This window comes from Leptospira sanjuanensis (assembly GCF_022267375.1).
GTDB lineage: Bacteria > Spirochaetota > Leptospiria > Leptospirales > Leptospiraceae > Leptospira > Leptospira sanjuanensis.
In genome coordinates this window covers 812,501-836,064 of sequence record NZ_JAIZBH010000001.1, presented here as the reverse complement: position 1 = coordinate 836,064, position 23,564 = coordinate 812,501, and the positions used below count along the sequence as shown (strand labels likewise).

Here is a 23,564-nt window from a genome sequence, read left to right as displayed (position 1 = left end):
CTAAGAAACGGGATTCAGTATTTTAGGCATTTCAATCAATCGATTTTACAAGATCAAAATTCAGGAAAGAACATGAAACCGAAAACGAAGTCATCCGTTGTCTCCGTGAAAAATCTTTCTAAATTCTACGGGAACGGATTCCAAGCGTTGAAAAACGTCTCTTTGGAAATCGAAGACGGAGAAATCATCGCGTTGCTCGGTCCGAACGGCGCGGGCAAAACGACCTTAATTTCCGTAATCTGCGGAATCGTAAATCCGAGCGACGGCTCCGTGGAAGTCAAAGGCAAAAACATTCTCAAGGACTTTCGATTTACGAGATCGCAGATCGGATTGGTTCCGCAGGAATTGAGCGTTCACGCATTCGAATCCGTATGGGCCACGGTTAGTTTCACGAGAGGGTTATACGGAAAATCGCCTAACCCCGATTATATTGAAAAACTATTAAAATCGCTTTCCCTTTGGGAAAAAAAAGATCAGATGATTCTCACCTTATCGGGAGGAATGAAACGCAGGGTTTTGATCGCAAAGGCCCTTGCACACGAGCCGAAGGTTCTCTTCTTGGACGAACCGACCGCCGGAGTCGACGTGGAGCTCCGAAAGGATATGTGGAACATCGTCCGCAACCTAAGGGAAAACGGAGTCACGATCATCTTAACGACGCACTACATCGAAGAAGCGGAAGAAATCGCTGATCGAATCGGCGTAATGAACAAGGGAGAATTGATCCTTGTGGAAGATAAAAAAGAACTCATGCACAAACTCGGCAAGAAGCAACTGCTGATCGATTTGAATCAGACGTTGAAAAAGATTCCGGCCGGTTTAAAAACGAAAGGGCTTGAGATCGTAAACAACGGGAAACAACTTCTATACACGTATGATTCCCACGGAAAACAGACGGGAATCTCCGCGCTACTGCAAGACCTGAAAAAGGCGAAGATCGATTTCAAGGATCTGAATACGACTCAGAGCTCTCTCGAAGAAATTTTCGTTCAATTGGTAAAGGAGTCACAATGAATCTGCAAGCAATCAAATCCATTTATCTCTTCGAGATGTCCAGAACTTGGAGAACCCTATTTCAAAGCATCGCTTCTCCCGTAATTTCCACGTCGCTCTACTTCGTTGTCTTCGGCTCGGCGATCGGTTCCAGAATTCAGGAAGTGGACGGAGTCGGTTACGGTTCGTTCATCGTTCCGGGACTCATCATGTTGTCCTTGCTGACGGAAAGTATTTCCAATTCTTCCTTCGGAATTTATTTTCCTAAGTTTACCGGAACGATTTATGAAATTCTCGCGGCGCCGATTTCCATGTTCGAGATCGTGATCGGTTTCGTAGGCGCGGCGGCAACGAAGTCCGTTATCCTCGGAACGATCATGCTTGGTACGGCTTCGTTGTTTGTTCCCGTCAAAATCGCGCATCCGTTCGTGATGGTTTTGTTTCTGATACTGACTTCGATCTCTTTCAGTTTATTCGGATTCATCATCGGAATATGGGCCGATAGTTTCGAAAAACTTCAGATCATTCCTTTGCTGATCATCACGCCTCTCGTTTTTTTGGGAGGAAGCTTTTATTCCGCGAATATGCTTCCGCCGTTTTGGCAAAAGGTCACCCTCTTCAATCCGGTTCTGTATTTGGTGAGCGGATTCCGCTGGAGTTTTTACGAGATCGCCGACGTGAGCGTGGGAATCAGTCTTACGATGGTATTCCTGTTTCTTACGATCTGTCTAACGCTTGTTTGGCTGATCTTTAAAACGGGCTACAAAATCAAAAAGTGAGAATCCCGCTATGAAAGTCCCTCCTTCTCAACTCGCAGGTAAGAAAGTTTTTATTTCCGGCGGCTCCACGGGAATCGGCAAAGGGCTGGCGGTCGCGTTCGCAAAAGCGGGCGCGAGCGTCGTCGTATCCGCGAGAAAAAAACAAACCTTAGAAGCGACAGTCCGGGAACTTCGTAAGATCGGATCTCAAGACGCGATCTTCGATTCGGTCGTCGCCGACGTATCCAAGCCGGATCAGGTGAAAAAAGCCGCAAAATACGCTCTTAAAATATTGGAAGGACTCGATTTACTCGTATGTAACAGCGGTTATGCGAAAGTGGGCAGAGTCGGCGATCTGGAAGAATCGGACTTTCGCGATCTAATGGAAGTGAACTATTTCGGACACGTCAACGTGGTTCGAGCCTTTCACGATCACTTCGTCAAACAAGGATCAGGCGATATCATCCTGATTTCCTCCATGCTCGCCACGTTTTCGATTTACGGATACGGGGCCTATTCCGCGAGTAAGTTCGCGATTACGGGATTCGCGCAATCCCTGCGGCAAGAGATGATGATCCATGGGGTTCGAGTAAAAATTTTTCTGCCGCCTACGACCGACACGCCCGGATTGGAAAAAGAGAATCGGGACAAACCGGATCTCGTGAAGGAGATCGAGATGGGTTCCGCGATCAACGCGGTTCATTCCGTGGAAAAAGTCGCGGACGCATTTATCCGTTGGTTGCCAAAGAAAAAGTTTCTCGGATACGCGACCTGGGATTCTTGGCTTCAGTATTTTTTAGCGAGACATTTTCCGGAATGGACGTTGCAGATTGCGGACGGAGAACTTAGATCCGCTCAAAAGCGATTGAATGAAAAAGCGCAAGCAATCAAGGGCGCATAACGTATCGAAAAAAATCCGGGGCGTTCCTGCTCGCAAAAAAACGAAAAATAAAGTTTTCCGAAAAAGTCGCAGGCGGGCTACTACGGGCTCCGCTATCGCTTCGGCCTCGTAAACTTTGCAGAAACGAAAATGCGAACGAAGTCTTATGCGGCTCCGATCGAACTAACGAGTCCGCTCCGCGCCCTTCGTATCCCTAACGCATTGTCAAAGAATATGTTGTCGTAATTCCGACATATAGCCGTAAGAGGGAAGCCCCCACCCGAATTGGGTGGTGGAGGCGGGCTTTGTGGGAAATCTTGACAAATTCGCTTTATCAGAAAAATCGAATCTGCTCAAGAACAATTTTCAGTTTCCAAAGCGTGGGAACTCCTACAAAAACTCCGAACAAAAAACTTTTCGAAACTACACCGCCTGTTTCGAAAAATCCTTATACAACTTTTTATTACCGCCCGGCGGCTTTCCGATATCAACACCCGCCTTAAGAAGTTCCAGCTGGAGTTCTTTGCGGAACGCATGATAATCCACTTCCACGGCATGTCTTTGACCGCCGCCGAACGTAAAGTGAGGGTGTTCGATCTCGTATCGAATCGCTTCCTTTAAATTCTTAGGTCGTTTGTATTTACCGAGAATTTCCAGGCACGCAAGCTTCGCTTGATAATCCGCCATCGGCCAAATACAACCCACCGGTTGAAACAAACCGATAAAATACAAATTTCGGTAATCGTTGTGCATCATTTTACGGAAGAGAGGGATCTTTTCGACGTGTTGAAAATCGATAAACGACTTATCAAAGAAAGGAAACGTGGTCCAAAATCCGGTGCAGGCGCAGATGATGTCGAACTTCTCCTTGGTTCCGTCCACGAATTCGACTTCCTTTCCGTGCAGTTTTTTGATCGCAGGACGAGGTTTGATTCTTCCGTGACGGATAAAATCGAGGAGATCAGAATTCAAAGTCGGGTGATGACTGAGCGCTAATGTCGTATTAACGGGAAGACCGTAATTCTTGTAAGAACCCTGCAACACATGAAGCATCTTCGTAAGAGTCCATTGTTTTACGATGGACGGAATCCAGCTCGGGGTCTTTGCGGCGAACACGTCGGAAGGCATTCCGAAAAGAAATTTCGGAAAAAACCATTGAGGACTTCTCATCGACAACTTCACGCTGTTGGCGACGCGCGCGGATTCGACCGCAACGTCGCAAGCGGAATTACCGCCGCCGATCACGAGAATGTCCTTTCCCTTCCACTCGTTGGTAACTCCCTTAAAATCGTGCGAATGCAGGAATTTACCCGTGAACTTTCCTTCGTATTCCGGATATTTCGGATTCCAGTGATGACCGTTGGCGACCATAAGAACGTCGAAGATTTCGGTCTTCTTTTTTTTGGAAGCGTCTATATAATCCACCTTCCAATCTCCGTCTTCCGTTCTTGTGATCTTTTGGATCGTGTGATTGAAACGGATCTTCTTATACACTCCGAAATGTTTCGCGTACGATTCGAAGTAAGCCTGAAGTTGTTTGTGATTCGGATATTCCGGATAATCGTCCGGCATCGGGAAGTCTTCGTATTCGGACCAAGCCTTCGAGCTGATGATATGCGTGTTTTCGTAAACGCTAGAGTGTCCGGTTTTCGAATTGAAGACCCAGTTCCCTCCGACCTTGTCGTTCTTTTCAAAAACGACCACGTCCAACCCGTATTGAACGCAATTCTTTGCGGCCGCGATACCGCTAGGCCCCGCGCCTACGACGCAGACTTTGACATTCGACTTCATCCGATTCTCCCTTTGCGTTTCAGGAACATTCGTTGACGAAATTTAAAATCCAACAAATGTTACATTTTCGAGAGATCTTACTTATGTTGGATTTGAGCGCAAGAATTTTTTGGCTTTGACCAAATCCGATCGAAAGAACGTAAACGAACGGCGGGCGATTTAAATCCTTTAAAACGAAAGATATAGAATGCCGAACTCGATAATCCGAAAAAACAAAACCGATTCGCGTAACGGTAAAAAGACGAACGGGACTCGCATTCCTTTGCAGGAACGTTCTCAAGCAAGAATGGCTCTCGTGTTGGAAACGGCGGAACGAATGCTCGAAAAGATCGGACCGGAAGAGACGTCGATTCCGGAAATCGCGAAAAAATCGGGCGTTCCCCGCGCCAGCATCTATCAATTCTTTCCCGATAAGTATTCTTTGTTCACTCGACTCGCCGAAAAACATCTCGCCAAAGTGGGGGAAATTCTCGCACTCGAAGGCGCCAAGAGCGCGAATCTTACCTGGAAAAAACTCGTTCGCATCTTAGTGGACGCCGCATCGGATTATTACGACTCAACGCCCGTTGCCAGCATACTCGTGTTAGGCGGGCCATTCAGCAGAAACGCGTATCTCGCACAGGAAATCACGATCGCTCATATCGGAGCGGGAGTCCGCGTTCAACTCTCGAATCTTAAGGTTCCGTTTACGATTCCGAAACAACCCGACGTCGCAACGCTCGGAGTGGAAATCGCATTCGCCTGCATGAAACGAGGATATTATCAGGAAAATAGAATCTCTAAGAGAATGCGGACCGAAGCAGCAAACGCAGTTATCGCCTACTTCTCCGCTTGGGAATAACAAAAAAAAATTCCGGTCTGTCACAAAAACCTTCAAGCCGCGTCTTCCTTTGTATAGGAGACAACATGGAAACTAGATTGAACTATGCGACGGTTTATCCCGAGTCGTTGCAAGCGATGCTGAAAATGGAGGAATTCGCGAAACGAGGAGGAATCGACCCCGTTCTCTACGAACTCGTAAAGATACGCGCGTCGCAACTCAACGGATGTGCGTTTTGCATCAACATGCACACGAAGGACTTGAGAGATATGGGAGAAGCGGAAAAAAGAATCTATCTTTTGGACGCTTGGAGAGAAGCGACCTTTTATACGGAAAAAGAAAAGGCAGCTTTGGAATTAACCGAAACGGTGACGAAGATTTCCGAAAAAGGAGTTCCGGACGAAACCTACGAAAAGGTCAGAAAACATTTCAACGAGAAAGAATTCGTGGCTCTGATCATTTTGATCAACACGATCAATTCCTGGAATCGAATCGCGATTTCAACGCGGATGACAGCGAAATAAAAACAAAAGAATCGAATATTCGATTCTTTTAATAATCCTCGTCCGACCAACCTACGTCGTTCAAGAAGTCGTCGTATGTTCCGTCAAAAACCCGTATCGTATCGTTGTCGAATACGATCAACTTGGTCGCCACGGCGCGTAAGTGCAACTCGTCGTGGGTCACCATAATGACCGAACCTTCAAAACCGTCGATCGCTTCGATGAGAGAATCGCAGGATTGCATATCGAGGTGATTCGTAGGTTCGTCCAAATACAGAAGATGACAAGGAGTCACGAGAATCTTTCCGAGAAGAACGCGGCTCTTTTCGCCTCCCGAAAGAACCTTGATCTTTTTCAAGGCTTGATCGTCCGAAAACATCAAACCGCCCGCGATCGTTCTCGCTTGGTACTCCGTACAGGATTTATCCGAGATCATGATCTCTTCCACGACGGTCGCGTTTTCATTCATGTTGAGTTTATTCGTCTGACCGAAATAACCTTCCTTCAACACGGGATGTTTTTTGATCGTTCCTTGAGACGGTTCCAATTCTCCCGCGAGAACTTTAAGCAGAGTCGATTTCCCTTTTCCGTTTTTACCGATGATGCAGATTCTTTCCCGGTTTCCGACGCTGATCGAAAAGTTCTCGAATAGAAACGGAGGTTTACCGTCGTACGAGAAAGCGAGATTCTCCGCGGAAAGCATTTGGCTCGCCGCAAACGGAGCGCTATTGAAAAACAATTCCAGATCCTGAATCTGTTCGAGCGCTTTCATCTCTCCCTGCTTTTCGAGCTTCTTCACTCTGGATTGGGCGCGGCTCGCAAAACTCGCTTTCGCTTTAAATTTCGCGATAAAGATTTCTTCCTGTTTTCTTTTTTTGGCTTCGTTCAATCGGGTTTTTTCGTAAATTTCTTCGGATTGATTGATCTGATTATAGAGTTTGTCCGTGTCGCCTTGAACCTTGATCGCCTTCGTTCTGTGAATCGCGATCGTATGAGTGACAACGGCGTCCATAAAACCTCTATCATGAGTTACTAATATGATTTCGCCTTCCCATTCGCGCAAAAATTCCTCGAGCCAACGGATCGTAACGATGTCGAGATAGTTGTTCGGCTCGTCGAGCATCAGCATATCGGGAGCTGACACGAGCAGCTTTGCGAGGTTCATTCGGATCTGATAACCGCCGGAAAATTCGTTCGGATCTCTTTCCATATCCTTTTCGGAAAAACCCAAACCGGAAAGAATTTTCTCAACTTGCCAAGTTTCGTATTCCTCGCCTTCGGGAAGACCGAGGGCACATTCTTCCAAGACGGTGGGTTTGGTAAAATGAAGATGCTGTTGCAAGTGACCGATCTTATAACCCTTCGGAACGGAGATCGTGCCGGAATCAGCTTCCACAGTACCGAGAATCATTTGAAAGAGCGTGGATTTACCGTGACCGTTGCGGCCTACAAGACCGATCTTCTCGCCCCGATTGATGCTCAAATTCAAATCGTCAAAAAGAACCTTGGAAGTATAAGCCTTATTGAGGCCGGAAATTTTAATCATGAACTGCGAACCTTCTCGTTATATCCAAGTTTTTGAAAAGACCCTATATTTCACTCAAAAATGAACGGGCGCTCCTGCTCGATCGGCGGCGAAATCGGAATTCTTCGGAAGAAATCGCAGGCCAGGCTTGATCCGCGCTCCAGCTATCGCTTTCGGCCCTCTCATTTCATCATTGAAATGAGAGGGCTGCTTCGCCCGCTCCGCATCCTTAGCGCATTGGATTTTCCGTATTTCCCAGCGGGTTTTCGCCTAAAACCGATCTCAATCCTAAAAAATACTTGCTAAAATTTTTATATAACCGTATGGTTATTGAAATATGAGCATCCCCATGAGTGCGTCGGAACGTTTGGATGCGACGTTCGCGGCGTTAGCAGATCCAACCAGACGGGCGATTCTGGCGCGTTTAGCGGAGGGAGAAGCCTCCGTGATGGAATTGGTAAAGCCCTTTGCGATGAGCCAACCTGCGATTTCCAAACATCTCAAAGTGTTGGAAAAAGCCGGATTGATTACGCGAGCGAAGGACGCACAAAAAAGACCGAGACAAATCGAAGCACAACCTTTAGCGGAAGCGAGCGATTGGCTGGAAAAATACCGCCGGCTTTGGGAAGGGCGTTTCGACAAACTCGACGCTCTCTTGGACGAGCTGAAAGTCGGGAAGAAAGAAAAAGAAAGCGGAACGAGATCCGTTTAAGGAGAACTCCCATGGAGAATACGAAAAAACTGAAAGTGGTCGCGCAAGGAGAACGAGAAATTCTCATCACACGCACATTCGACGCGCCGCGCGCGTTGGTCTTTGATGCGATGACCAAACCGGAATTACTCAAACGCTGGTTCGATGGTCCGCCCGGTTGGTCTTTGATCGTTTGCGACATCGATCTCAAAGTCGGCGGCAAGTATCGGTATGTTTGGCGCAGCGAAGGCGGAAAAGATATGGGAATGGGCGGAGTTTATTTGGAAATCGACGCGCCCGATCGGCTCGTCGCCACCGAAGTTTTCGACGAATCCTGGTATGCGGGAGAAGCGATCGATACGTCCATCTTAACGGAAATCGATTCTAAAACGACATTGCTGTCCATAACCGTTTTGTACGAATCCAAGGAAGCGAGAGAAAGCGTTATTCTTTCACCGATGGAAGACGGACTCGGATATAATTACGATCGACTCGAAGCGCTGCTCGAAACTTTCGCATAATCCGGATTAAACGAAAACGCATAAATCGAAAAACTTTTAAAAACATCTGGGCCGGTGTGAAGGCCCTTGAAAGAAATCAATTATACTAAAACGAGGTTTTTATGCAGAAGATATCCCCCTTTTTGATGTTCAACAATAACTTAGGAGAAGCGACCGAACTGTACACTTCTGCTTTTCCCGATGCGAAAGTTTCCGGCGTAGCAAAAGCGGGGGATAACGTGATGTCCGCGACGTTTTCCATTTACGGGAAGGAGCTTCTTTCCTTCAACGGAGGTCCGCATTTTCGGTTTACTCCCGCTGTTTCTTTTTTCGTAAATTGCAAAACCGAACAGGAAGTAAATCAGCTTTGGAACAAATTGAAGGAAGGCGGTTCGGTTCTAATGGAATTGGGTGCGTATCCGTTTAGCGAAAGATTCGGATGGCTTCAGGATAAATGCGGAGTTTCTTGGCAGATTCATCTTTCTAAACAGGAACAGAGCGTAGTTCCCTTTTTATTGTTCGTAGGAGACAAACACGGTAAAGCGGAAGAAGCGATCCGTTTTTACGCTTCCCAATTTCCGAATTCCAAAATCGGAAACATCGAACGATTTTCCGCAAACGATCAATCCGGCGAAAAAGAAGGAACCGTCAAACGGGCGGACTTTACGATCGCCGGTCAAAATTTTATGGCGATGGATAGCGGACTCGCGCATGCGTTCACTTTCACCGAAGGGATTTCCTTTTTTGTCCGTTGCGATACGCAGGAAGAAATCGACGAATACTGGGACAAACTTTCCTTAGGAGGAGTTAAACAACAATGCGGTTGGGTGAAAGACAAGTTCGGAGTCAGCTGGCAAATCATTCCTCCGATTTTAGGAGCGTATTTGCAGGATAAGGACCCTCAAAAATCGCAAAGAGTGATGCAAGCCATGCTTCAAATGGACAAGATCGACATCGCAAAACTGAAAGCGGCTTACGATCAAAAATAATCCCCGACCGATTCCGTTTAACACCGATTTTACGGAGTCCCCCGCGTTAGGGATGCGAAGCGTGCGTCGCAGTCGCCTCGAAAGAGGCGACCGCAGCGTCAGCGGAGCGCGAAGCAAGCCCGCCTACGACTTTACGAAGATATTTTTTTCTTCGGTTTTGGCGAGTAGGAACGCCCGAATAAAAAACCCGCTTTGAATTCCGTTTCCGTTCGGACGATCCGATACATTCAAAAAACGAATTATTTCTTTTCCGAATGTTGTTTTGCCTCTCCGGAATCGGAGGAAAGCATTAGACTTTCCGAATTCACCGCTTCGAATTGATCGCCGGTGATTTTTCCGAGTTTGTGAAGCAGATCGTTGTTCCATTTCTCGTGAGGCGCGCCGGATAAGAACCAATCCGAGCCGTTGTCCGCAAGAATCATTCCGTATTTTTTCAACGCGCGAAGAATGATCTGATTCTCCTTACTGAAACCGTCGATGTTAAAACTCGCCTTCAATCGAAAACGGGTTCCCATCGGTGGAACGTTTTTATCCGTGATTTTGGAAGCGAAGTGACGCGCGGGCCAAAGATAGGCTTTTTGAGTTCGCTTTGCGGTAAAACGAATCGCGTGCTTGATTTCGCCCGCTTCGATTTCTTCGTAACGAACCAATCCCGGAAGAATCGGCAAACCTGCCGCATCCGCGGAAGTCCAACCGTCCGGTCGAAGCGCGTTCGACTTCAAATCGAAGATCGCACCCGATATCGCAGTCCAAACGTTTCCTTTTTTTCGCGCATGATAGAGTTCATAAAGTTTGCATGTCTTTTCGTCGAGAACGAGAACGTGACGATCTCCGTCGCTCGCCTCTCCTCCTTCGATCGGTGCGTCATCCGGAATCGGATACGGACCTGGCTCGCTTTCATCCGCATATTCGAACGTTATGCGCGATGGAGAACCGGTCTTCAAGGTAAACGGAATTCCGATCGGACTTCCCTCCCAAAAACCGGAACCGAAATCGGCTTTGAGCTTTTTGCGGGCGCCGATGCTCTGAACATACGCTTGCGATAGAGAATGAACGGGCAAACCGTCGATCGGCGTATTCCATACGTTGTTATCGGGGAAAACTTCGCAGTTTCCGAGTTTTGGAGACGCGTGCATCGGATGCAATACGACGAAACTCAAGAACATTGCCGTAAAACTTAGGATTGATTTTTGATTTTTCACGGAAACAATCCGCATCGTTTCGAGCGCACAGGCAATTCTTTTTTTGATCCGGTAGTTTAGGATTTTATAATTTGATCGCATTTCCAAGGTCCGTAACTTTGCGTCCAACCCTTCGTTTTATATCGGAACCAAAAATGAACGGTAAACGAAATCACGAATGCGCTTAACAAAACAAGCCAAAGATATTCGGAATCCCGAATCAGATATAGGAGAATCAGCAATACGCAATACTTAACCGTTCGAAACCAGAGCGGTTGCCCGTGTTTTGAAAACGCGACTTCGAATTCCCGTTTGACTACTTGTGATAAACTCATGATGCAATTCCCCCTCCGGAAACGATTTACTCTAAAATTGCACTCGAACTCCGCACGGAATCAAGTCCGTTTTTGAACGAAATCGGCGAGCGTTACTCAACCATAAGTTCTGATCGAAAGATGAACCGTAAGAGGTATTACGACTTTGTCGTAAAATAAAGTCGGCCCCGGCCCGGATTTTGGGCGGCGGGGTGAACTCAGCCGCATCGCTCTCTATGGATCGCGATGCGAGGCGGCGGAAAGACCTCGGGAAATTTTTCTCGATCAGAAGATGATACTTTCTACAAGCAAAAGGCTTCCTTGTTGTCGGAACACTAAAAAAATCTGCGTTTTTAGCGGTGATTGATTCATTGATTTCTCGACTTTTGAGCAAGGTTATGCACGCAGTGACACTCACCGATTTCAATGAATCCGAACAAAAAAATCCGTACGTTTCTGTTGTTCGCTTTGAAATGTGAATCGGAATTCTTTTTTCGAAATTCTCCAAAACAAAGAAAAAGAAAGGACGATCTAAAGGAATAGGTTAGAATGCAGGACGAATGATTTTTGCGCTGGAATTCTGTTTCAAAAATCCCGAATCGATCCTTCCCATCGTGCCGGAAGACTTCGAGGAGATTCGGAAAAGACTTCCCTTTCGGAAACAAAAAGAAGTCGCCGCGTATTTGGGTTTTCATCCGAGTTCTTTGCGGGTTTTAGAAAGAATCACCGACTCGGCCGTTCGCAAAGGATATTTAAAACCGTTCCGATATCTGTATTCGATTCCGGTTTTCCAAAAGGCGTTTCATCACCTGCCGATCATCAACGAATTCATCATTCGTTTTTTCAACTATGCCTTGTCGAAAGGCTGGAACGAAAAATGGGAGATCTTGTTTTTAAAGGATCTTTCGACACGATTTCCGGATGCGAATTTCAAAAAAGAAGATTACGAAAACGCGTTTCAGCTTTATGAAGAAGTGAAACGTTTTTCTCCTCAGTGGAAGATTCGATCGCTCGAACATCTGCTCTACCTCGAACAAGAAATGATCCGCAAGATTCAGAAGAACGAGTTCAACGGATTGGATCGGCCTTATCCGACTCCTCCGATGGAAAAAGAAGATTGGATCGAACCGATCGACTCGAGAAAGGAATTGTTCCTCGAATCTCGAATCCAACACAACTGTATCTTCAGCTACGACACCCGCGTTTTAGAAGGAAAATATTACATTTATAGAATATTCTTTCCCGAACGCTGCACGTTGTCCCTCTTTCACATCAACGGAGATTGGTATCTCGATCAAGTCGCAGCCGCTTTCAATAAAGTAGTAAAGACGGAGACGTTGAAGAAAGTGGAAGAATGGAGAATGCAAAACGGAATTTTCATGTTGGGAGACGCGTTTCGATTGGGGATTCCGCCCGATTGGATTTATAACCGTTGAATTTCTAAAAAACAAGCGGACCGCGCCCGGACAAAACATACGGGCGCCAGCTGGCCAAAGGCCGGATGTCATGACAATCGCAATCAAACTCGCGCTTCGTAAACGATATTGAAAGGGGATTCCGCCGCGCGCCGAAAACGAGTGAATCCGCCTTTCGTAACTACGTCGCGCATGCGCGCCTCGCCCGCTTGCGCTCCTAATCCCAAAGCCACCTCTTGACTCAAAGAACTAGGCGTACAAAACATCGTCGAGGCAGAATAGTAAATACGACCTATCGGATTCAGATTTTGTTCAAGATGATCGTGAGCAAACGGCTCGACAATGATCACGCTGCCGTCCTTGTTTAAAGCCTTACGTGCGTGAGCCGCGGCGCCTACCGGATCTCCCATATCGTGAAGACAATCGAACATAGCCACTAAATCGTAATCGTTCGCCGGATAATTCTTCGCCGTAGCGACCTCGAAGGTGACGTTCTTTAAACCCGCCTGAAGAGCCGCGTCACGCGCCTTTTCAATGGAAGGAGAATGTGCGTCAAAACCGTAAAAATGGGAATTCGGAAATTCTTTGGCTAAAATAACGGTCGAAGTTCCGAAACCGCAACCGACATCCGCAACCTTCGCGCCTTTTCTCAACTTCTCCTCTATACCTCCTTCAAGCGCAGGAATCCAAGATTGTAATAGCTGAGAAAGATACGTGGGACGAAAAAATTTGGCGGTCGCGCAGAAGATATGTTCGTGTTGTTCTCCCCAAGGAACGCCTTTGCCGGTTTTGAAAGCGTCGATCAATTTGGGAACGGCCGAATAAGCCGCGGAAACTGCGTAAAAGCCGCCCATCAAATACGCGGGGCTATCCTCGTTGTTAAAGATCATATCTTGTTCCGGCGATAGGGAAAATTTTTTCTGCGCCGGATCATATTGCAGATAATCCGCTGCTGCCTGCGCGGACAGCCATTCGCGCGCATAACGCTCGGTCGTTTTCGTTTTCTCCGCAAGTTCGGAAGAGGTAAGCGGCCCTTTTGCTAGCTCCTTATAATAACCCAACGCGTCGCCGATCAGGACCAATGCTCCGCTGTAACCTGCCGAAATCTCGCCGAACAACTTTCCGACAAGCTGTTCCACTTTCTGTGAATCGATCGCCATGTGAATCTCCTATTGATTTATATTTTATAAAAATATAATATTCAACGTAAAAATTGAATCGTTACGTTTCGGTACGATTCAATCGAAACACGGAAAAGATAAAGCCATTTTCATGCTCCTATTCTCGCAGGGAACAAACTCAACATGAAAGAGAATAAACGTTCCGCAATTATTGATTTATACTTCCGCAAGAACCGTTTATTCCATTTTTATAATGTCATAAGTAAATCAATCGAGGGTCTATTTGTCGGAATAAAATCGTTTCACCGCATTCGCGATCATCCTATCCACGAAGGTCGGTGACAAAAGTCTGACCCAAGGAATCAATTTTCCTCCGAAAGTCATAATCAATTCCCGTTCCCGCTTGGAGATCGATTTCGCGATCAAACACGCGCATTCTTCCGGAGACATGAGTTTTCTCTTTCCGGATTTCAGATCCTCCTCTTGCGTGATGATTCCGTTTGCGTCGAATTTTCTATAATTCATTTTGGTCGCGATCGGTCCTGGCGAAACGACAAGCACGCCCACTCCAGTTCCGATCAATTCGATCCGTAACGAATCACTGAAACCTTGAACTGCGAATTTGGAAGCGGCGTATCCGGTTGATCTAGGGAAACCCGTTTTTCCTTGTAAGGAAGATATGTTTACGATCATTCCCTTGTTCTTCTTCAGATAGGATAAGGCAAAATAAGAAGTGTAAACAGTCCCGAGATAATTCACATCCATGAGCTTACGAAAAACGGATAAATCCTGCACGGACTCGAACGGGGTACTCATGGAAACTCCGGCGCTGTTGATCAGAATGTCGATCTTTCCGAATTTTTTTACGGCTTGTTCTATTAGATTTTTGCAATCTTCGGAGGAAGATACGTCCGTTTGAACCGCAAGCGCTTGCGCTTCCATTCGTTCGCATTCTATAGCCAAATCTGCAAGCGTGCTTTGGTTGCGGGAGGCGAGAACGAGTTTGGCTTTTCGTTTCGCGTATAAAAGCGCAAGCTCTCTTCCAATTCCTTCGCTGGCTCCCGTTATGAGGATCACTTGATTTTTTTCCGTTTGTTTCATGTTTCTCCGATTCTTTTGAACGAGTGGGCCCATGTTGCTCTTACTTCGATTTTTTAAAGCGACATACGGATCCCCGCATCAGGCTTTAGTTCGTATCGGATTGTACAAGTTGATCGCGCTTTCGTCGACGGATGTTATAACGGCTTACAAGTTTTTTTTTGGGGGGGGGATGAAACGTAGCGATTCTTGTAGCCATAGGAGTTAATTCAGAAGGCTACAGAGAGGTTCCGGGTCCATGGAAAGAGCCAGAGAAGAAAAGGAAAGTTGGCAAACTTTCCTAAAACATCTAAAGGATCGAGGTCTCAAAGGAGTAAATCGAATCGTCTCTGATAAATGTCTCGGTTTAGTAGAATCGATTCCATATTTCTTTCCGGAATCCAAATTGCAAAGATGTATCGTTCATTTCTACAGGAATGTATTTGGAAAAGCCCCGAGAGGATCCTTTAATGTCATTTCTCAAATGTTGAAGGCGATTCATTCCCAAGAGAACAAAGAAGAAGCCTTAAAGAAAGCCAACTTTGTGATGGAGAGATTAATCGAAATGAAATTGAAAGAAGCTTCCAAGATTCTCTCCGATGGGATCGAATAGACGCTGGCTTACATGGACTTTCCGTCTGAGCAATGGAGAAAGATCCGTACGAATAATCCTTTAGAAAGGATCATTAAAGAGATCAAAAGAAGGACAAAGGTTGTCGGAGCTTTTCAGATGGGAAGTCGGCTCTCATGTTGGCGACCGCCCGTCTTAGGCATATCGCTTCTACTAAATGGGGAACTAAAAAGTATGTTGACATGGACAAGCTAAAAGAACTAAAAATTTCAAAGCTCACGGCTTGACCGTATTGAGAGCCTTATCTCAAAGTTAAATTGTGCGAAACTTTAAGGACATTATCCATCTAACTTTTATGAGGCAAGACCAAAAAGATCCCTCTTCTCAAAACACCGATTTAAATCCTCCAACAATTATTTCGGAAACCGATGACGGTTAATTCTCGTAGATAAGAGCACCTTTCTTTAGGAGTGATTCACAGGCATTAGTAGTACAACTATACCTTATTCGATTACTAAGCTTTTATCTACCGGTCTTGCTCATTCAAAACAACTAAAATTTCACGAAAACTTTCTAAACCTGCTTCCAAATTTTCAATAATATCTTCCGCAAGTACATCCGGATCCGGAAGATTATCCAAGTCAGCAAGCGACTTATCCTTGATCCAAGTAATATCTAAGTTCGTCTTATCACGAGTTGTAATCTCAGAATAAGAAAATTTTCTCCATCGACCTTCCGGATTTTTTTCGGGATGATAAGTTTCTTTTCGTTTGTTAGGATTCTCAGGATTATAACAATTGATAAAATCCCTCAAGTCCTCTAGTTTAAGTGGATTCTTCTTTTGCGTATGATGTATATTCGTTCTATAATCATAAAACCAAATATTTTTAGTCCAGGGTTCTTTAGTCGCGGGTCTTCCGTCAAAGAAAAGCACATTCGCCTTTACACCATTCGCATAAAAAATTCCGGTCGGAAGTCGAAGAATTGTGTGAAGGTCAACCGTTTCCATCAATTTTTCTCGTATCGTCTTTCCAGCACCACCCTCAAAAAGAACGTTGTCCGGAAGTACTACTGCCGCCTTACCCGTAGTTTTTAAAATAGTTTTAATATGCTGTAAAAAGTTTAACTGTTTATTACTCGTGCTTTCCCAGAAGTCCTGCCGGTTATATGTAAATTCTTCTTTCTTTTGCTCTCCTTTCTCATTCGTAATCTTCGAACTACTTTTTTTACCGAATGGCGGATTGGCCAAAACGTAATCATAACGAATCCCCGGATCTGCAATCAAAGCATCCGTTGGAGAAATAAAATTATCGGTATCGATATCTCCTATATTATGCAAAAATAAATTCATCAACGCTAACCGACGGGTTCCGGCTACAATTTCATTTCCGAAAAAAGTTTTAAACTTTAGAAATTTCTTTTGTTCTTTATTCAAATCCTGTTTTGTAATATAATCATATGCAGCCAAAAAGAAACCACCTGTTCCGCAAGCAGGATCTGCGATCGTTCTTTCCGGCTCCGGTTGAACACATTCCACGATAGCCTTAATCAAGGCCCGGGGCGTGAAGTATTGGCCTGCCCCGCTTTTGGTATCTTCCGCATTCTTTTCCAAAAGCCCTTCGTAGATATCTCCTTTTACATCGGTTCCCATAAGAACCCAATTTTCCTTGTCGATCATCTCGACAAGTTTTCCAAGTTTAGCGGGATCTTGGATTTTGTTCTGACTCTTTGTAAAAATCTGTCCAAGAATTCCCTGGGACTTAGCCAACTCTCTGAGAAGTTTATTATAATGCGTCTCTAACTCCGCACCCTTCTTATCAGTTAGGCTCTCCCAGTTGTATTCTTTCGGAATCGCAATCTTACGATCATAAGGCGGCTTCGAATATTCATGAGCCATTTTTAAAAACAAGAGATATGTCAGCTGCTCAAGATAATCTCCGTAACTCACTCCGTCGTCTCTAAGCAAATTGCAAAAAGACCAAACTTTCCCAACGATCCCATTTGTATGAGAATGATTACTCACGCGATCCCTTTTTTCCTTTCTGAGTAGATGTCTTTTTACTGGACTTAGGAACGATTGCGCCCTTTCCTTCCGGAATATAACCCTTTCTTCTCATCCAAAGTAAAGTTTTCAAAAAATTCTCTCTTGGAATTTTGAGTTTTTCCGGCGTCCAATTTTCTCTCGCTTCGAATATGATTTCTTCGTTTGTCGGCTGCTTTCCTCCTATAAGTAGATTGTTCCATGCCGCAAAGAGAGTTGCCACAACCTCGGAGCGGAGCTTATCCAAGGGCATAAAGTCTTGAATTAAGTTTCTGATTTTTTGTAAATCATTGCTATCAAGTTGATTCGAGACTTTTGTAAGAACTTTATGCATCCCCTGTTTCGATTGGTAGGTATGACCGATGTTTAACTTTTTGATCCCGAAGTAATTTGCCTTGATCGCACGGGACTCAACCTTTTTCAAGTGAGGGTAATCATCCGGACCGGCCGCATCCTTTACAGGCATTCTTCCCAATGAAATTCCAAGATGGGATTCCACCAAATGAGCAATCTTTTCACATTTCACATGACCCAAATGTTCTAAATACTTTGGCTGTTTTTCATGGGCTTCGATGACCATCGCGATCACGCCAGCGTGTAAATCCGTCGTGGTAATTTCAGGAATGAGTTGAGGAAATTGAATCAGATTGTCTTTCGGCGAGAGTGCGTTTTCAGCGACTTTCCTTGCGGAATTTACATTCGTTTTTTCGAATGTAGTGTTTTTCTCTGCACGAATTCTTTCTAAAAGAACGGATGCAGGTTCATCGTTCGGATCTTGTGCGACTAACTTTCCTTCAAATGCTTTTTTTAAAATACTTTGCCGAAGAGATTCTGCCTGTTTGAGCGAAGATTGAATGGTTTCTTCGAGTTTGTCGCAAATACTGAAGCGAGATTCGATTTCTTGGACGATTGCTTGTTGTTCGGACAATGTTGGTAAAGAAATTGGTAAACTACTAAGAATATTCTGATTTATCTTCGGCATTGTCCCCGCCGATCCAGCGACTCTTTTCCTTAAATAATCCCTTTGATATTGATTAGATATATTATAATATAAATACTTTGGTATGATTAAATTTTCAGAGCATTGCACGCGAAACATTAGATCTGGAAAAATGAATTCTTTATCTTTTCCTTCATATAATGCAGGCACACCTACGTATTCTAAGGTATTCCCTCTTTGAATTAAAATATCATGATTGCTACACCAAATATCACGATCATATAAATTCTTTTCATCCAGATATTTGTAATATTTAGATGAAAATTTTCCCGAAGTCGTTGCAGAAAGTTTCAATACTTTATAATTTGTAAAATATTTAACCGGTTTTCCAGAATAACCATTAGTTAATTTACTTCGTAAAACGTCCCCCAACTTCACCCACTTCCATCCGCTCGGAAGTTCCCCTAAAGAAGAATTCTTCTCTTCTGTTATATCTTCACTCGCAATCTGATTCAGATGTTTCTTTCGCCATTCCTCGGTTAGCTTTCCTTCAAAGGCCGATTTCAAAACGGATTGTCGATAGACCTTGAGCTGCTTCTGAGCTGTTTTTAAGTTTTCGATTCCTTTGTCTAATTCACTGAACAGTACTTCGATTTTGGATACGATGCGTTGTTGTTCGGCGATGGGTGGAAGGGGAATTTTAGCCGCCTCAAACTTAGACTTAGTGATATGCGCTAAACCAGCCGTTCCATGAGCTTTTTTCACAAATTCTTTTATCTTATTCTTTAACGCATAAAGATAGAATTGTCTGTCAATCAACTTTTCATTAACTACAATTCGAAAAATATGCTGATTTAAATATGCAAATCCCCCTCTCCAGATATGAGCCCCAAATGAAGTATCAGGAGTTCCTGACCAAGCAAATAGCAAATCACCGAAGTTTACATGATATTTTTTTTCGATCTCCACTTTACAATAATTGTATTCTGAAATTTCTCGATTTAGATTTTGAATTCTTATAATTGGCACTCCTTCCTTTGCCCATTCCGAAGACTTAAATGCCTTTCCATTTATATATTCAGCAACTTCTCCAAGTTTTACTATATTCCATGTATCTGGAATATAATCGTTACTTAAAAGTGAAGAGTTGGAGAGAGTTCGATCTTGAATCTTATTCTTAATTTCTTCCATTAATTCAATATTCTCTCGAAATAATCTCTAATTTCAAATGTTGAACTCAAAACCCCAACTCCAACTGTTCCATCGGCTTGGGTCGAAAGTCTCCGATGATCACAAAAGGATTCGGAGCAACGTAATGATGTTGTTTGGTGGTTCCTAAGAAAAAGTAATAATCTTTCGTTTTGGCGAAGTCTTCAAAGTACTTCTTTTTAACGTCTTCGCAAGCCTTGGCTTCATCTCCTCCTCGACGCGCAAGAGAATTCCAATAGAGCATTCCGGTTTCCCAGTCCTCGATCATCATATGAGAGACCTTCCCTGAATCGTCTTCAATCTTGAACTTGAACTTATAGGGAACCTTATCTACGACTTCGAAATTTTCTATATCGTCTTCTTCTTCATTTTCAAAAAGAATCCCTTGTTGTTTTTCAGATTCTAAGGCTCTTAATTTTTTAGGATCCCAAGTACTTTCCGTTTTTTCATACGTAAAATCTAGAAATTTCATAGGTTTAAAAGTTGCCAAAGAGGTGCAAACTTTCTTATCTTTAGCCTCGCCAATCAATTGATCGAGATTTGTATAAACATTCTGTAAAATGAATTTTCTTCTTTCCGCCCAGGTATTTCCATCAGGAGCAATTTCTCCAACGGTTTGAATTTTTTGGTAATCAGTCGGACGATGGGATTCGGGACGAAAATCGCTCCCATTGGGTCTTAAATCCAACTCGATCCATTGGTATTTATGAAAACGATCTTTATAATTGATTTTTCGAAACGGAAGCGGATAAATTCGGATCCACTTTCCTTCCTCGGTAATTCCAGCGGTACAAACCGTTTCTCCATATTTGGCTGAAATTGCGGGATATGTTTTTACCGTAATGAGAACCTTCATACACTTTTCAGAGGTGATTGAGTTTCGTTTTTTTCGGTAAGAAATCCAACAACTTCCTCGCCGTTCGACTTCTATGGCAACAGTTTGAATCCGCTTCAAAGCAGGTTAACGCGATTCTCCCCTTTTCACGAAATAGATCTGCAACTATTTTTAGATCTTTTGAATTCAAAGCCAAAGTGCTTCTTTCATATTCAAGAAACAGTTTTTCATAATCTTTTTGAGAATTCAATCCCTGTCTTTTGTCGGAATCGATTCCAAGGCCGGGAATATGTACATATTCGATCCCAACTGTCTCTAAGATGCTTTGCAGTTGAGCTTTAGAAAAACCGAACTTCATACTCAACGGATTTTTTCGAACATCACAGAGGACTTGAACATTCTCCCGTATCAATTCTGTTACATAGCTCTCAACAGTTTTTCCTTCATAGCCAATCGTAAAAAGTAATGGTTCCCTTTGAGTCGGCCTAGAATTTACCACTTGGACCCACTGGTTTTTGTCTAAGATTGTTTCCGCGATTTCACTTTTAATCGCGTAGAATGGATAGTTTTCATATACGAACTTTATCAATGGTTTTCCGCGTAATTTCGAAAACTTTCTCGAAAACAAATCCAACCGATCTACATCATTCTTCTTTAATGTTTTTCTGTAATCTAAAGAATCCAAAACCGACCAACCTGATTGCGTCTCGTCTACTTGGCCATACTTCGTCATCGTTTTTAAATCCTGAGTAGCCTGAGGAGAATAACAACCGAATCGGTAAGGCAAAAAATCAAAGGACGGCATTTCTTGGTTTTGCGTATATAAAAACAACAATTTCTGGAGATCCGTTTTGGACAAACTTCCACCAAACGACTGTAATAAGGCTAAGATTACTTTTCTTCGATAATACACGGTCGTCACTTGAAACTTTTACGAGAATCTATGATATGTATAAAAAGGAATCAACTCTCGTACAGAACAAATTAGTATTCAACTCTCAAAATTTTGATTTTTTAAAATCTTCATGCCACCAGAACTTCATTCAACTCTTCCAAAATTGGTTCGGCTTCTGCTCCAAAAAGCTGCCAAAATTTACCTAAGCCGCCCTCTTTATTGAAGGGGTCTAATTCAAAGTCTTCTTTATCAACATGATACGAAGTAACAATATAGTCCTTGATCATCTGCAACCAGTGCATTTGCTCTTTATTAAATTTAAGTGTGCCTGCCTGTTTTTTAAATACCCAATCTTGAAAGTTTTTATCCACGATCTTATCATAGCTTGTCAAAGAAGAATCGATTCCCGTTATTCTTCGAATCAATGAGACAAGCGCCATCAGTTCAGTTTTAGGATTTCCACGGACAGCTTCTAATTGTTCGTAAGCTTTCCATATATTTAAAGGAGCCATACTCGGCTTAGCCGATTTCAAGATATCCAGAACATCTTTTAACATCGAATATGTTAATTCACGTCTGCGATAAGGTTGATTATAAAAAATTTGTAGGGCGAGAATTTCAGTCTTATGCGTGTTAATCCATGCACGGAAATCAGAAATCAATGTCTCCGCATTTGTCATTGTTTCCTTTTCCCATGCTTCATTCAGGACCTTGTCTAAATTAACCTCGTCAATATATTGAAAATGTGTTTTTCTGATCGACTCAATAAAACGATTAAGTTCGCCCGAAAAAATATCTGCCACTTTTTGAATCATATCCGAGTGTCTGCTTTGAAATTGGATTTCAATTTCTTCTAAAGATACATTCTGCGATTCCTTTTTTATATCGTCTCTTAATGCTTCTATCGTGTCCGGATTATAAACATTCAAAAGTGCCTTGACAACCTGTGGAACCTGATTTCCTTTTGCCTTTTGTCTAAACTGCTCTCGTTCCCTTTCCGTCAATTGTTTATCTAATCGAATCAATCGATCGGCAAGTGTAGTAAACAAATCTTCGTCTTGAACGCCTACTGCAATAGCCCCCAGTAAATCTTTTAAAGCTACTCCTGGCTTTTTATCCAAAGATCTACTATCCGTTTTTAAACTTTTCGTAACACCTACCGCATCAACGATGACAAAATGATCTTTCGTAAATTGAGCAGATGGGCTGACCTTTCTAAGATCGTCTAGGCTCAGAGTTCGTGTGCCTCTTCCTTTCATTTGTTCAAAATAATTCCTGCTTCTAATATCTCGCATAAATAGAAGACATTCTAAAGGTTTTACATCCGTTCCGGTCGCAATCATATCTACGGTAACTGCAATTCTTGGATAATAATCGTTCCGAAACTGAGAGAGTGTAGATTTTGGATCCTCTTCCGCTTTATAGGTTATTTTTTTACAAAATCTATTTTCTTCTTCAAACTCTTCTCTGACAATTTGAATAATATCGTCCGCATGACTGTCCGTCTTTGCGAAAATTAAAGTTTTCGGGACTTCAAATTCATGATTTAGATCGTATCGATCGGGAAACATCTGAGGTAGATTCTTTCGAAACGATTTAATAACGGTCCGAATCTGGCTTGGATTCACGATTTCATTGTCTAACTTTTTCGCAGAATATTCCAAGTCCTCATCCAATTGTTCCCAGAATTTTCTTCTTGTTAAGCGTTCTCTTTTTTCAATGTATTCTTTAAAGAGACTCTCCTTTTGAATTTGAGCTCCATTCTTAGAAATTTCTGTCTCAATAGTAAAAATGTTATAAGGAACAAGAACGCCATCGGCTATTGCATCTTCGAATCCGTAGTTGCTTACAACATTCTGATTGAAGTAACCGTAAGTTCGATTATCAGGAGTGGCCGTTAAACCGATTTGAAATGCATCGAAATATTCGAGCACCTGTTTCCACAGATTATAAATACTTCTATGACATTCGTCGATAACAACAAAATCAAAAAACTCAGGTGATAAATTCGGATTGTATTCAACGGGAACCGGTTCATTGGGTACCCATTTTTCATTTGGGTTCCCTTCCTCAGATGAGTCTTCAAGCTCTTTTCCACGTAAAATAGAATATAATCTTTGTATCGTACTAATATATACTTGATTGTCGGGTGGAACAAATCCGGACTTCAATCGATGAACCGCGTATAATTCCGTAAACTTTCGATTGTCATCATTAGGCAAATAAGACAGGAATTCCTGTTCCGCTTGTTCACCCAAATTCTTAGTATCTACTAAAAATAAGATTCTCTTAGACTTTGCATATTTTAACAATCGATAGATAAATGTAATAGAAGTAAAAGTTTTTCCTGAGCCAGTAGCCATTTGAATCAAAGCTCTTGGCTTGTTTCCTTTAAAAGATTCTTCTAATTTTGTAATTGCAAGAATTTGACAATCTCTAAGACCCGATATGGGTAATGAGGGTAGATCTAATAATCTACTCCTAAGTTGTTTCTCATTTTTTTCCCAAGCTCTTA

General features: G+C 43.3%; 20 protein-coding genes and 1 pseudogene (1 of these 21 cut by a window edge). 10 read left to right on the top strand and 11 right to left on the bottom strand.

Translation table 11 applies throughout. From position 1 onward, the window contains the following. Positions 1 to 72 precede the first annotated feature (72 nt). From LFX17_RS03765 to LFX17_RS03755, 3 genes are read left to right on the top strand one after another with little or no spacing between them, the layout of a single operon-like run. On the top strand, positions 73 to 1,014 hold the full coding sequence (locus tag LFX17_RS03765) for an ABC transporter ATP-binding protein (RefSeq protein WP_238729087.1): 942 nt from the start codon (positions 73 to 75) through the stop codon (positions 1,012 to 1,014). After that, positions 1,011 to 1,772, top strand: a complete 762-nt coding sequence (locus LFX17_RS03760) for an ABC transporter permease (RefSeq protein ID WP_238745108.1) — start codon at positions 1,011 to 1,013, stop codon at positions 1,770 to 1,772. Before LFX17_RS03765 ends, LFX17_RS03760 begins: the two co-directional genes overlap by 4 nt. Positions 1,773 to 1,782: 10 nt before the next feature. After that, positions 1,783 to 2,652: an SDR family NAD(P)-dependent oxidoreductase gene (locus tag LFX17_RS03755; RefSeq protein ID WP_238745106.1), complete on the top strand. Its 870-nt coding sequence runs from the start codon at positions 1,783 to 1,785 to the stop codon at positions 2,650 to 2,652. Between the two features lie 402 nt (positions 2,653 to 3,054). Here the strand turns inward: LFX17_RS03755 and LFX17_RS03750 are convergent, their stop codons facing one another. Then, entirely contained in the window at positions 3,055 to 4,422 is a 1,368-nt protein-coding gene (locus LFX17_RS03750; protein ID WP_238729082.1) for a flavin-containing monooxygenase, read from the bottom strand. 187 nt (positions 4,423 to 4,609) lie between these two features. On the opposite strand from LFX17_RS03750, the gene LFX17_RS03745 reads away from it, so the two are divergent. Continuing rightward, the gene (locus LFX17_RS03745; RefSeq protein ID WP_238745104.1) at positions 4,610 to 5,263 is read left to right on the top strand and encodes a TetR/AcrR family transcriptional regulator; all 654 of its coding nucleotides are present in this window, start codon (positions 4,610 to 4,612) and stop codon (positions 5,261 to 5,263) included. 65 nt (positions 5,264 to 5,328) lie between these two features. After that, positions 5,329 to 5,766, top strand: coding sequence for a carboxymuconolactone decarboxylase family protein (locus tag LFX17_RS03740; RefSeq protein WP_238745102.1), 438 nt, complete (start codon positions 5,329 to 5,331; stop codon positions 5,764 to 5,766). A 28-nt stretch (positions 5,767 to 5,794) separates the two neighbouring features. Here the strand turns inward: LFX17_RS03740 and LFX17_RS03735 are convergent, their stop codons facing one another. Continuing rightward, positions 5,795 to 7,291, bottom strand: a complete 1,497-nt coding sequence (locus tag LFX17_RS03735; RefSeq protein ID WP_238729076.1) for an ABC-F family ATP-binding cassette domain-containing protein — start codon at positions 7,289 to 7,291, stop codon at positions 5,795 to 5,797. Positions 7,292 to 7,607: 316 nt separating this feature from the next. Here LFX17_RS03735 and LFX17_RS03730 point away from each other — a divergent pair, with 316 nt between their 5' ends. The 3 genes from LFX17_RS03730 (at position 7,608) to LFX17_RS03720 (ending at position 9,450) form a co-directional block, all read left to right on the top strand. Then, the gene (locus tag LFX17_RS03730) at positions 7,608 to 7,982 is read left to right on the top strand and encodes an ArsR/SmtB family transcription factor (RefSeq protein ID WP_238729074.1); all 375 of its coding nucleotides are present in this window, start codon (positions 7,608 to 7,610) and stop codon (positions 7,980 to 7,982) included. Positions 7,983 to 7,993: 11 nt separating this feature from the next. Next, entirely contained in the window at positions 7,994 to 8,482 is a 489-nt protein-coding gene (locus LFX17_RS03725) for an SRPBCC family protein (protein WP_238729073.1), read from the top strand. 101 nt (positions 8,483 to 8,583) lie between these two features. After that, positions 8,584 to 9,450, top strand: coding sequence for a VOC family protein (locus tag LFX17_RS03720; RefSeq protein ID WP_238729070.1), 867 nt, complete (start codon positions 8,584 to 8,586; stop codon positions 9,448 to 9,450). A 239-nt stretch (positions 9,451 to 9,689) separates the two neighbouring features. Here the strand turns inward: LFX17_RS03720 and LFX17_RS03715 are convergent, their stop codons facing one another. Together LFX17_RS03715 and LFX17_RS03710 are read right to left on the bottom strand one after the other, a co-directional pair. Continuing rightward, on the bottom strand, positions 9,690 to 10,616 hold the full coding sequence (locus tag LFX17_RS03715; protein WP_406600693.1) for a hypothetical protein: 927 nt from the start codon (positions 10,614 to 10,616) through the stop codon (positions 9,690 to 9,692). A gap of 92 nt (positions 10,617 to 10,708) precedes the next feature. Next, positions 10,709 to 10,966, bottom strand: a complete 258-nt coding sequence (locus LFX17_RS03710; protein WP_238745101.1) for a hypothetical protein — start codon at positions 10,964 to 10,966, stop codon at positions 10,709 to 10,711. Positions 10,967 to 11,505: 539 nt separating this feature from the next. Here LFX17_RS03710 and LFX17_RS03705 point away from each other — a divergent pair. Continuing rightward, the gene (locus tag LFX17_RS03705; RefSeq protein WP_238745099.1) at positions 11,506 to 12,381 is read left to right on the top strand and encodes a PcfJ domain-containing protein; all 876 of its coding nucleotides are present in this window, start codon (positions 11,506 to 11,508) and stop codon (positions 12,379 to 12,381) included. 83 nt (positions 12,382 to 12,464) lie between these two features. Here LFX17_RS03705 and LFX17_RS03700 read toward each other — a convergent pair whose 3' ends face one another. Both LFX17_RS03700 and LFX17_RS03695 read right to left on the bottom strand, forming a co-directional pair. Next, positions 12,465 to 13,520 (bottom strand): class I SAM-dependent methyltransferase, encoded by a 1,056-nt coding sequence (locus LFX17_RS03700; protein ID WP_238745097.1) that lies wholly within the window; start codon positions 13,518 to 13,520, stop codon positions 12,465 to 12,467. Positions 13,521 to 13,760: 240 nt separating this feature from the next. Next, positions 13,761 to 14,582 (bottom strand): SDR family oxidoreductase, encoded by an 822-nt coding sequence (locus LFX17_RS03695; RefSeq protein ID WP_238745095.1) that lies wholly within the window; start codon positions 14,580 to 14,582, stop codon positions 13,761 to 13,763. A gap of 173 nt (positions 14,583 to 14,755) precedes the next feature. Here LFX17_RS03695 and LFX17_RS20925 point away from each other — a divergent pair. Next, positions 14,756 to 15,416: pseudogene (locus LFX17_RS20925) on the top strand (IS256 family transposase); the annotation flags it as partial. A gap of 239 nt (positions 15,417 to 15,655) precedes the next feature. Here LFX17_RS20925 and LFX17_RS03690 read toward each other — a convergent pair. From LFX17_RS03690 to LFX17_RS03670, 5 genes are all read right to left on the bottom strand, one after another. Further along, positions 15,656 to 17,152, bottom strand: a complete 1,497-nt coding sequence (locus tag LFX17_RS03690) for a class I SAM-dependent DNA methyltransferase (protein WP_238729058.1) — start codon at positions 17,150 to 17,152, stop codon at positions 15,656 to 15,658. After that, the gene (locus LFX17_RS03685) at positions 17,145 to 19,301 is read right to left on the bottom strand and encodes a restriction endonuclease subunit S (RefSeq protein WP_238729056.1); all 2,157 of its coding nucleotides are present in this window, start codon (positions 19,299 to 19,301) and stop codon (positions 17,145 to 17,147) included. Before LFX17_RS03685 ends, LFX17_RS03690 begins: the two co-directional genes overlap by 8 nt. A 46-nt stretch (positions 19,302 to 19,347) precedes the next feature. After that, positions 19,348 to 20,007 carry a hypothetical protein gene (locus LFX17_RS03680; protein WP_238729053.1) on the bottom strand — a complete coding sequence of 220 codons (660 nt, stop codon included), beginning with the start codon at positions 20,005 to 20,007 and terminating at the stop codon, positions 19,348 to 19,350. A 175-nt stretch (positions 20,008 to 20,182) separates the two neighbouring features. Further along, positions 20,183 to 20,989, bottom strand: a complete 807-nt coding sequence (locus tag LFX17_RS03675) for a DUF488 domain-containing protein (RefSeq protein WP_238729050.1) — start codon at positions 20,987 to 20,989, stop codon at positions 20,183 to 20,185. Positions 20,990 to 21,177: 188 nt separating this feature from the next. Beyond that, positions 21,178 to 23,564, bottom strand: the 3' portion of a protein-coding gene (locus LFX17_RS03670; RefSeq protein ID WP_238729048.1) for a type I restriction endonuclease subunit R. Its footprint extends 400 nt past the window's final position; only the last 2,387 of its 2,787 coding nucleotides appear in the window; its start codon lies off the right edge, out of view; it ends in the stop codon at positions 21,178 to 21,180.

Bases quoted from the DNA above. Each gene is read 5' to 3' on its own strand.
- LFX17_RS03765 (WP_238729087.1), top strand. From the start codon at position 73: ATGAAACCGAAAACGAAGTCATCCGTTGTCTCCGTGAAAAATCTTTCT.
- LFX17_RS03760 (WP_238745108.1), top strand. From the start codon at position 1,011: ATGAATCTGCAAGCAATCAAATCCATTTATCTCTTCGAGATGTCCAGA.
- LFX17_RS03755 (WP_238745106.1), top strand. From the start codon at position 1,783: ATGAAAGTCCCTCCTTCTCAACTCGCAGGTAAGAAAGTTTTTATTTCC.
- LFX17_RS03750 (WP_238729082.1), bottom strand. From the start codon at position 4,422: ATGAAGTCGAATGTCAAAGTCTGCGTCGTAGGCGCGGGGCCTAGCGGT.
- LFX17_RS03745 (WP_238745104.1), top strand. From the start codon at position 4,610: ATGCCGAACTCGATAATCCGAAAAAACAAAACCGATTCGCGTAACGGT.
- LFX17_RS03740 (WP_238745102.1), top strand. From the start codon at position 5,329: ATGGAAACTAGATTGAACTATGCGACGGTTTATCCCGAGTCGTTGCAA.
- LFX17_RS03735 (WP_238729076.1), bottom strand. From the start codon at position 7,291: ATGATTAAAATTTCCGGCCTCAATAAGGCTTATACTTCCAAGGTTCTT.
- LFX17_RS03730 (WP_238729074.1), top strand. From the start codon at position 7,608: ATGAGCATCCCCATGAGTGCGTCGGAACGTTTGGATGCGACGTTCGCG.
- LFX17_RS03725 (WP_238729073.1), top strand. From the start codon at position 7,994: ATGGAGAATACGAAAAAACTGAAAGTGGTCGCGCAAGGAGAACGAGAA.
- LFX17_RS03720 (WP_238729070.1), top strand. From the start codon at position 8,584: ATGCAGAAGATATCCCCCTTTTTGATGTTCAACAATAACTTAGGAGAA.
- LFX17_RS03715 (WP_406600693.1), bottom strand. From the start codon at position 10,616: ATGTTCTTGAGTTTCGTCGTATTGCATCCGATGCACGCGTCTCCAAAA.
- LFX17_RS03710 (WP_238745101.1), bottom strand. From the start codon at position 10,966: ATGAGTTTATCACAAGTAGTCAAACGGGAATTCGAAGTCGCGTTTTCA.
- LFX17_RS03705 (WP_238745099.1), top strand. From the start codon at position 11,506: ATGATTTTTGCGCTGGAATTCTGTTTCAAAAATCCCGAATCGATCCTT.
- LFX17_RS03700 (WP_238745097.1), bottom strand. From the start codon at position 13,520: ATGGCGATCGATTCACAGAAAGTGGAACAGCTTGTCGGAAAGTTGTTC.
- LFX17_RS03695 (WP_238745095.1), bottom strand. From the start codon at position 14,582: ATGAAACAAACGGAAAAAAATCAAGTGATCCTCATAACGGGAGCCAGC.
- LFX17_RS03685 (WP_238729056.1), bottom strand. From the start codon at position 19,301: ATGGAAGAAATTAAGAATAAGATTCAAGATCGAACTCTCTCCAACTCT.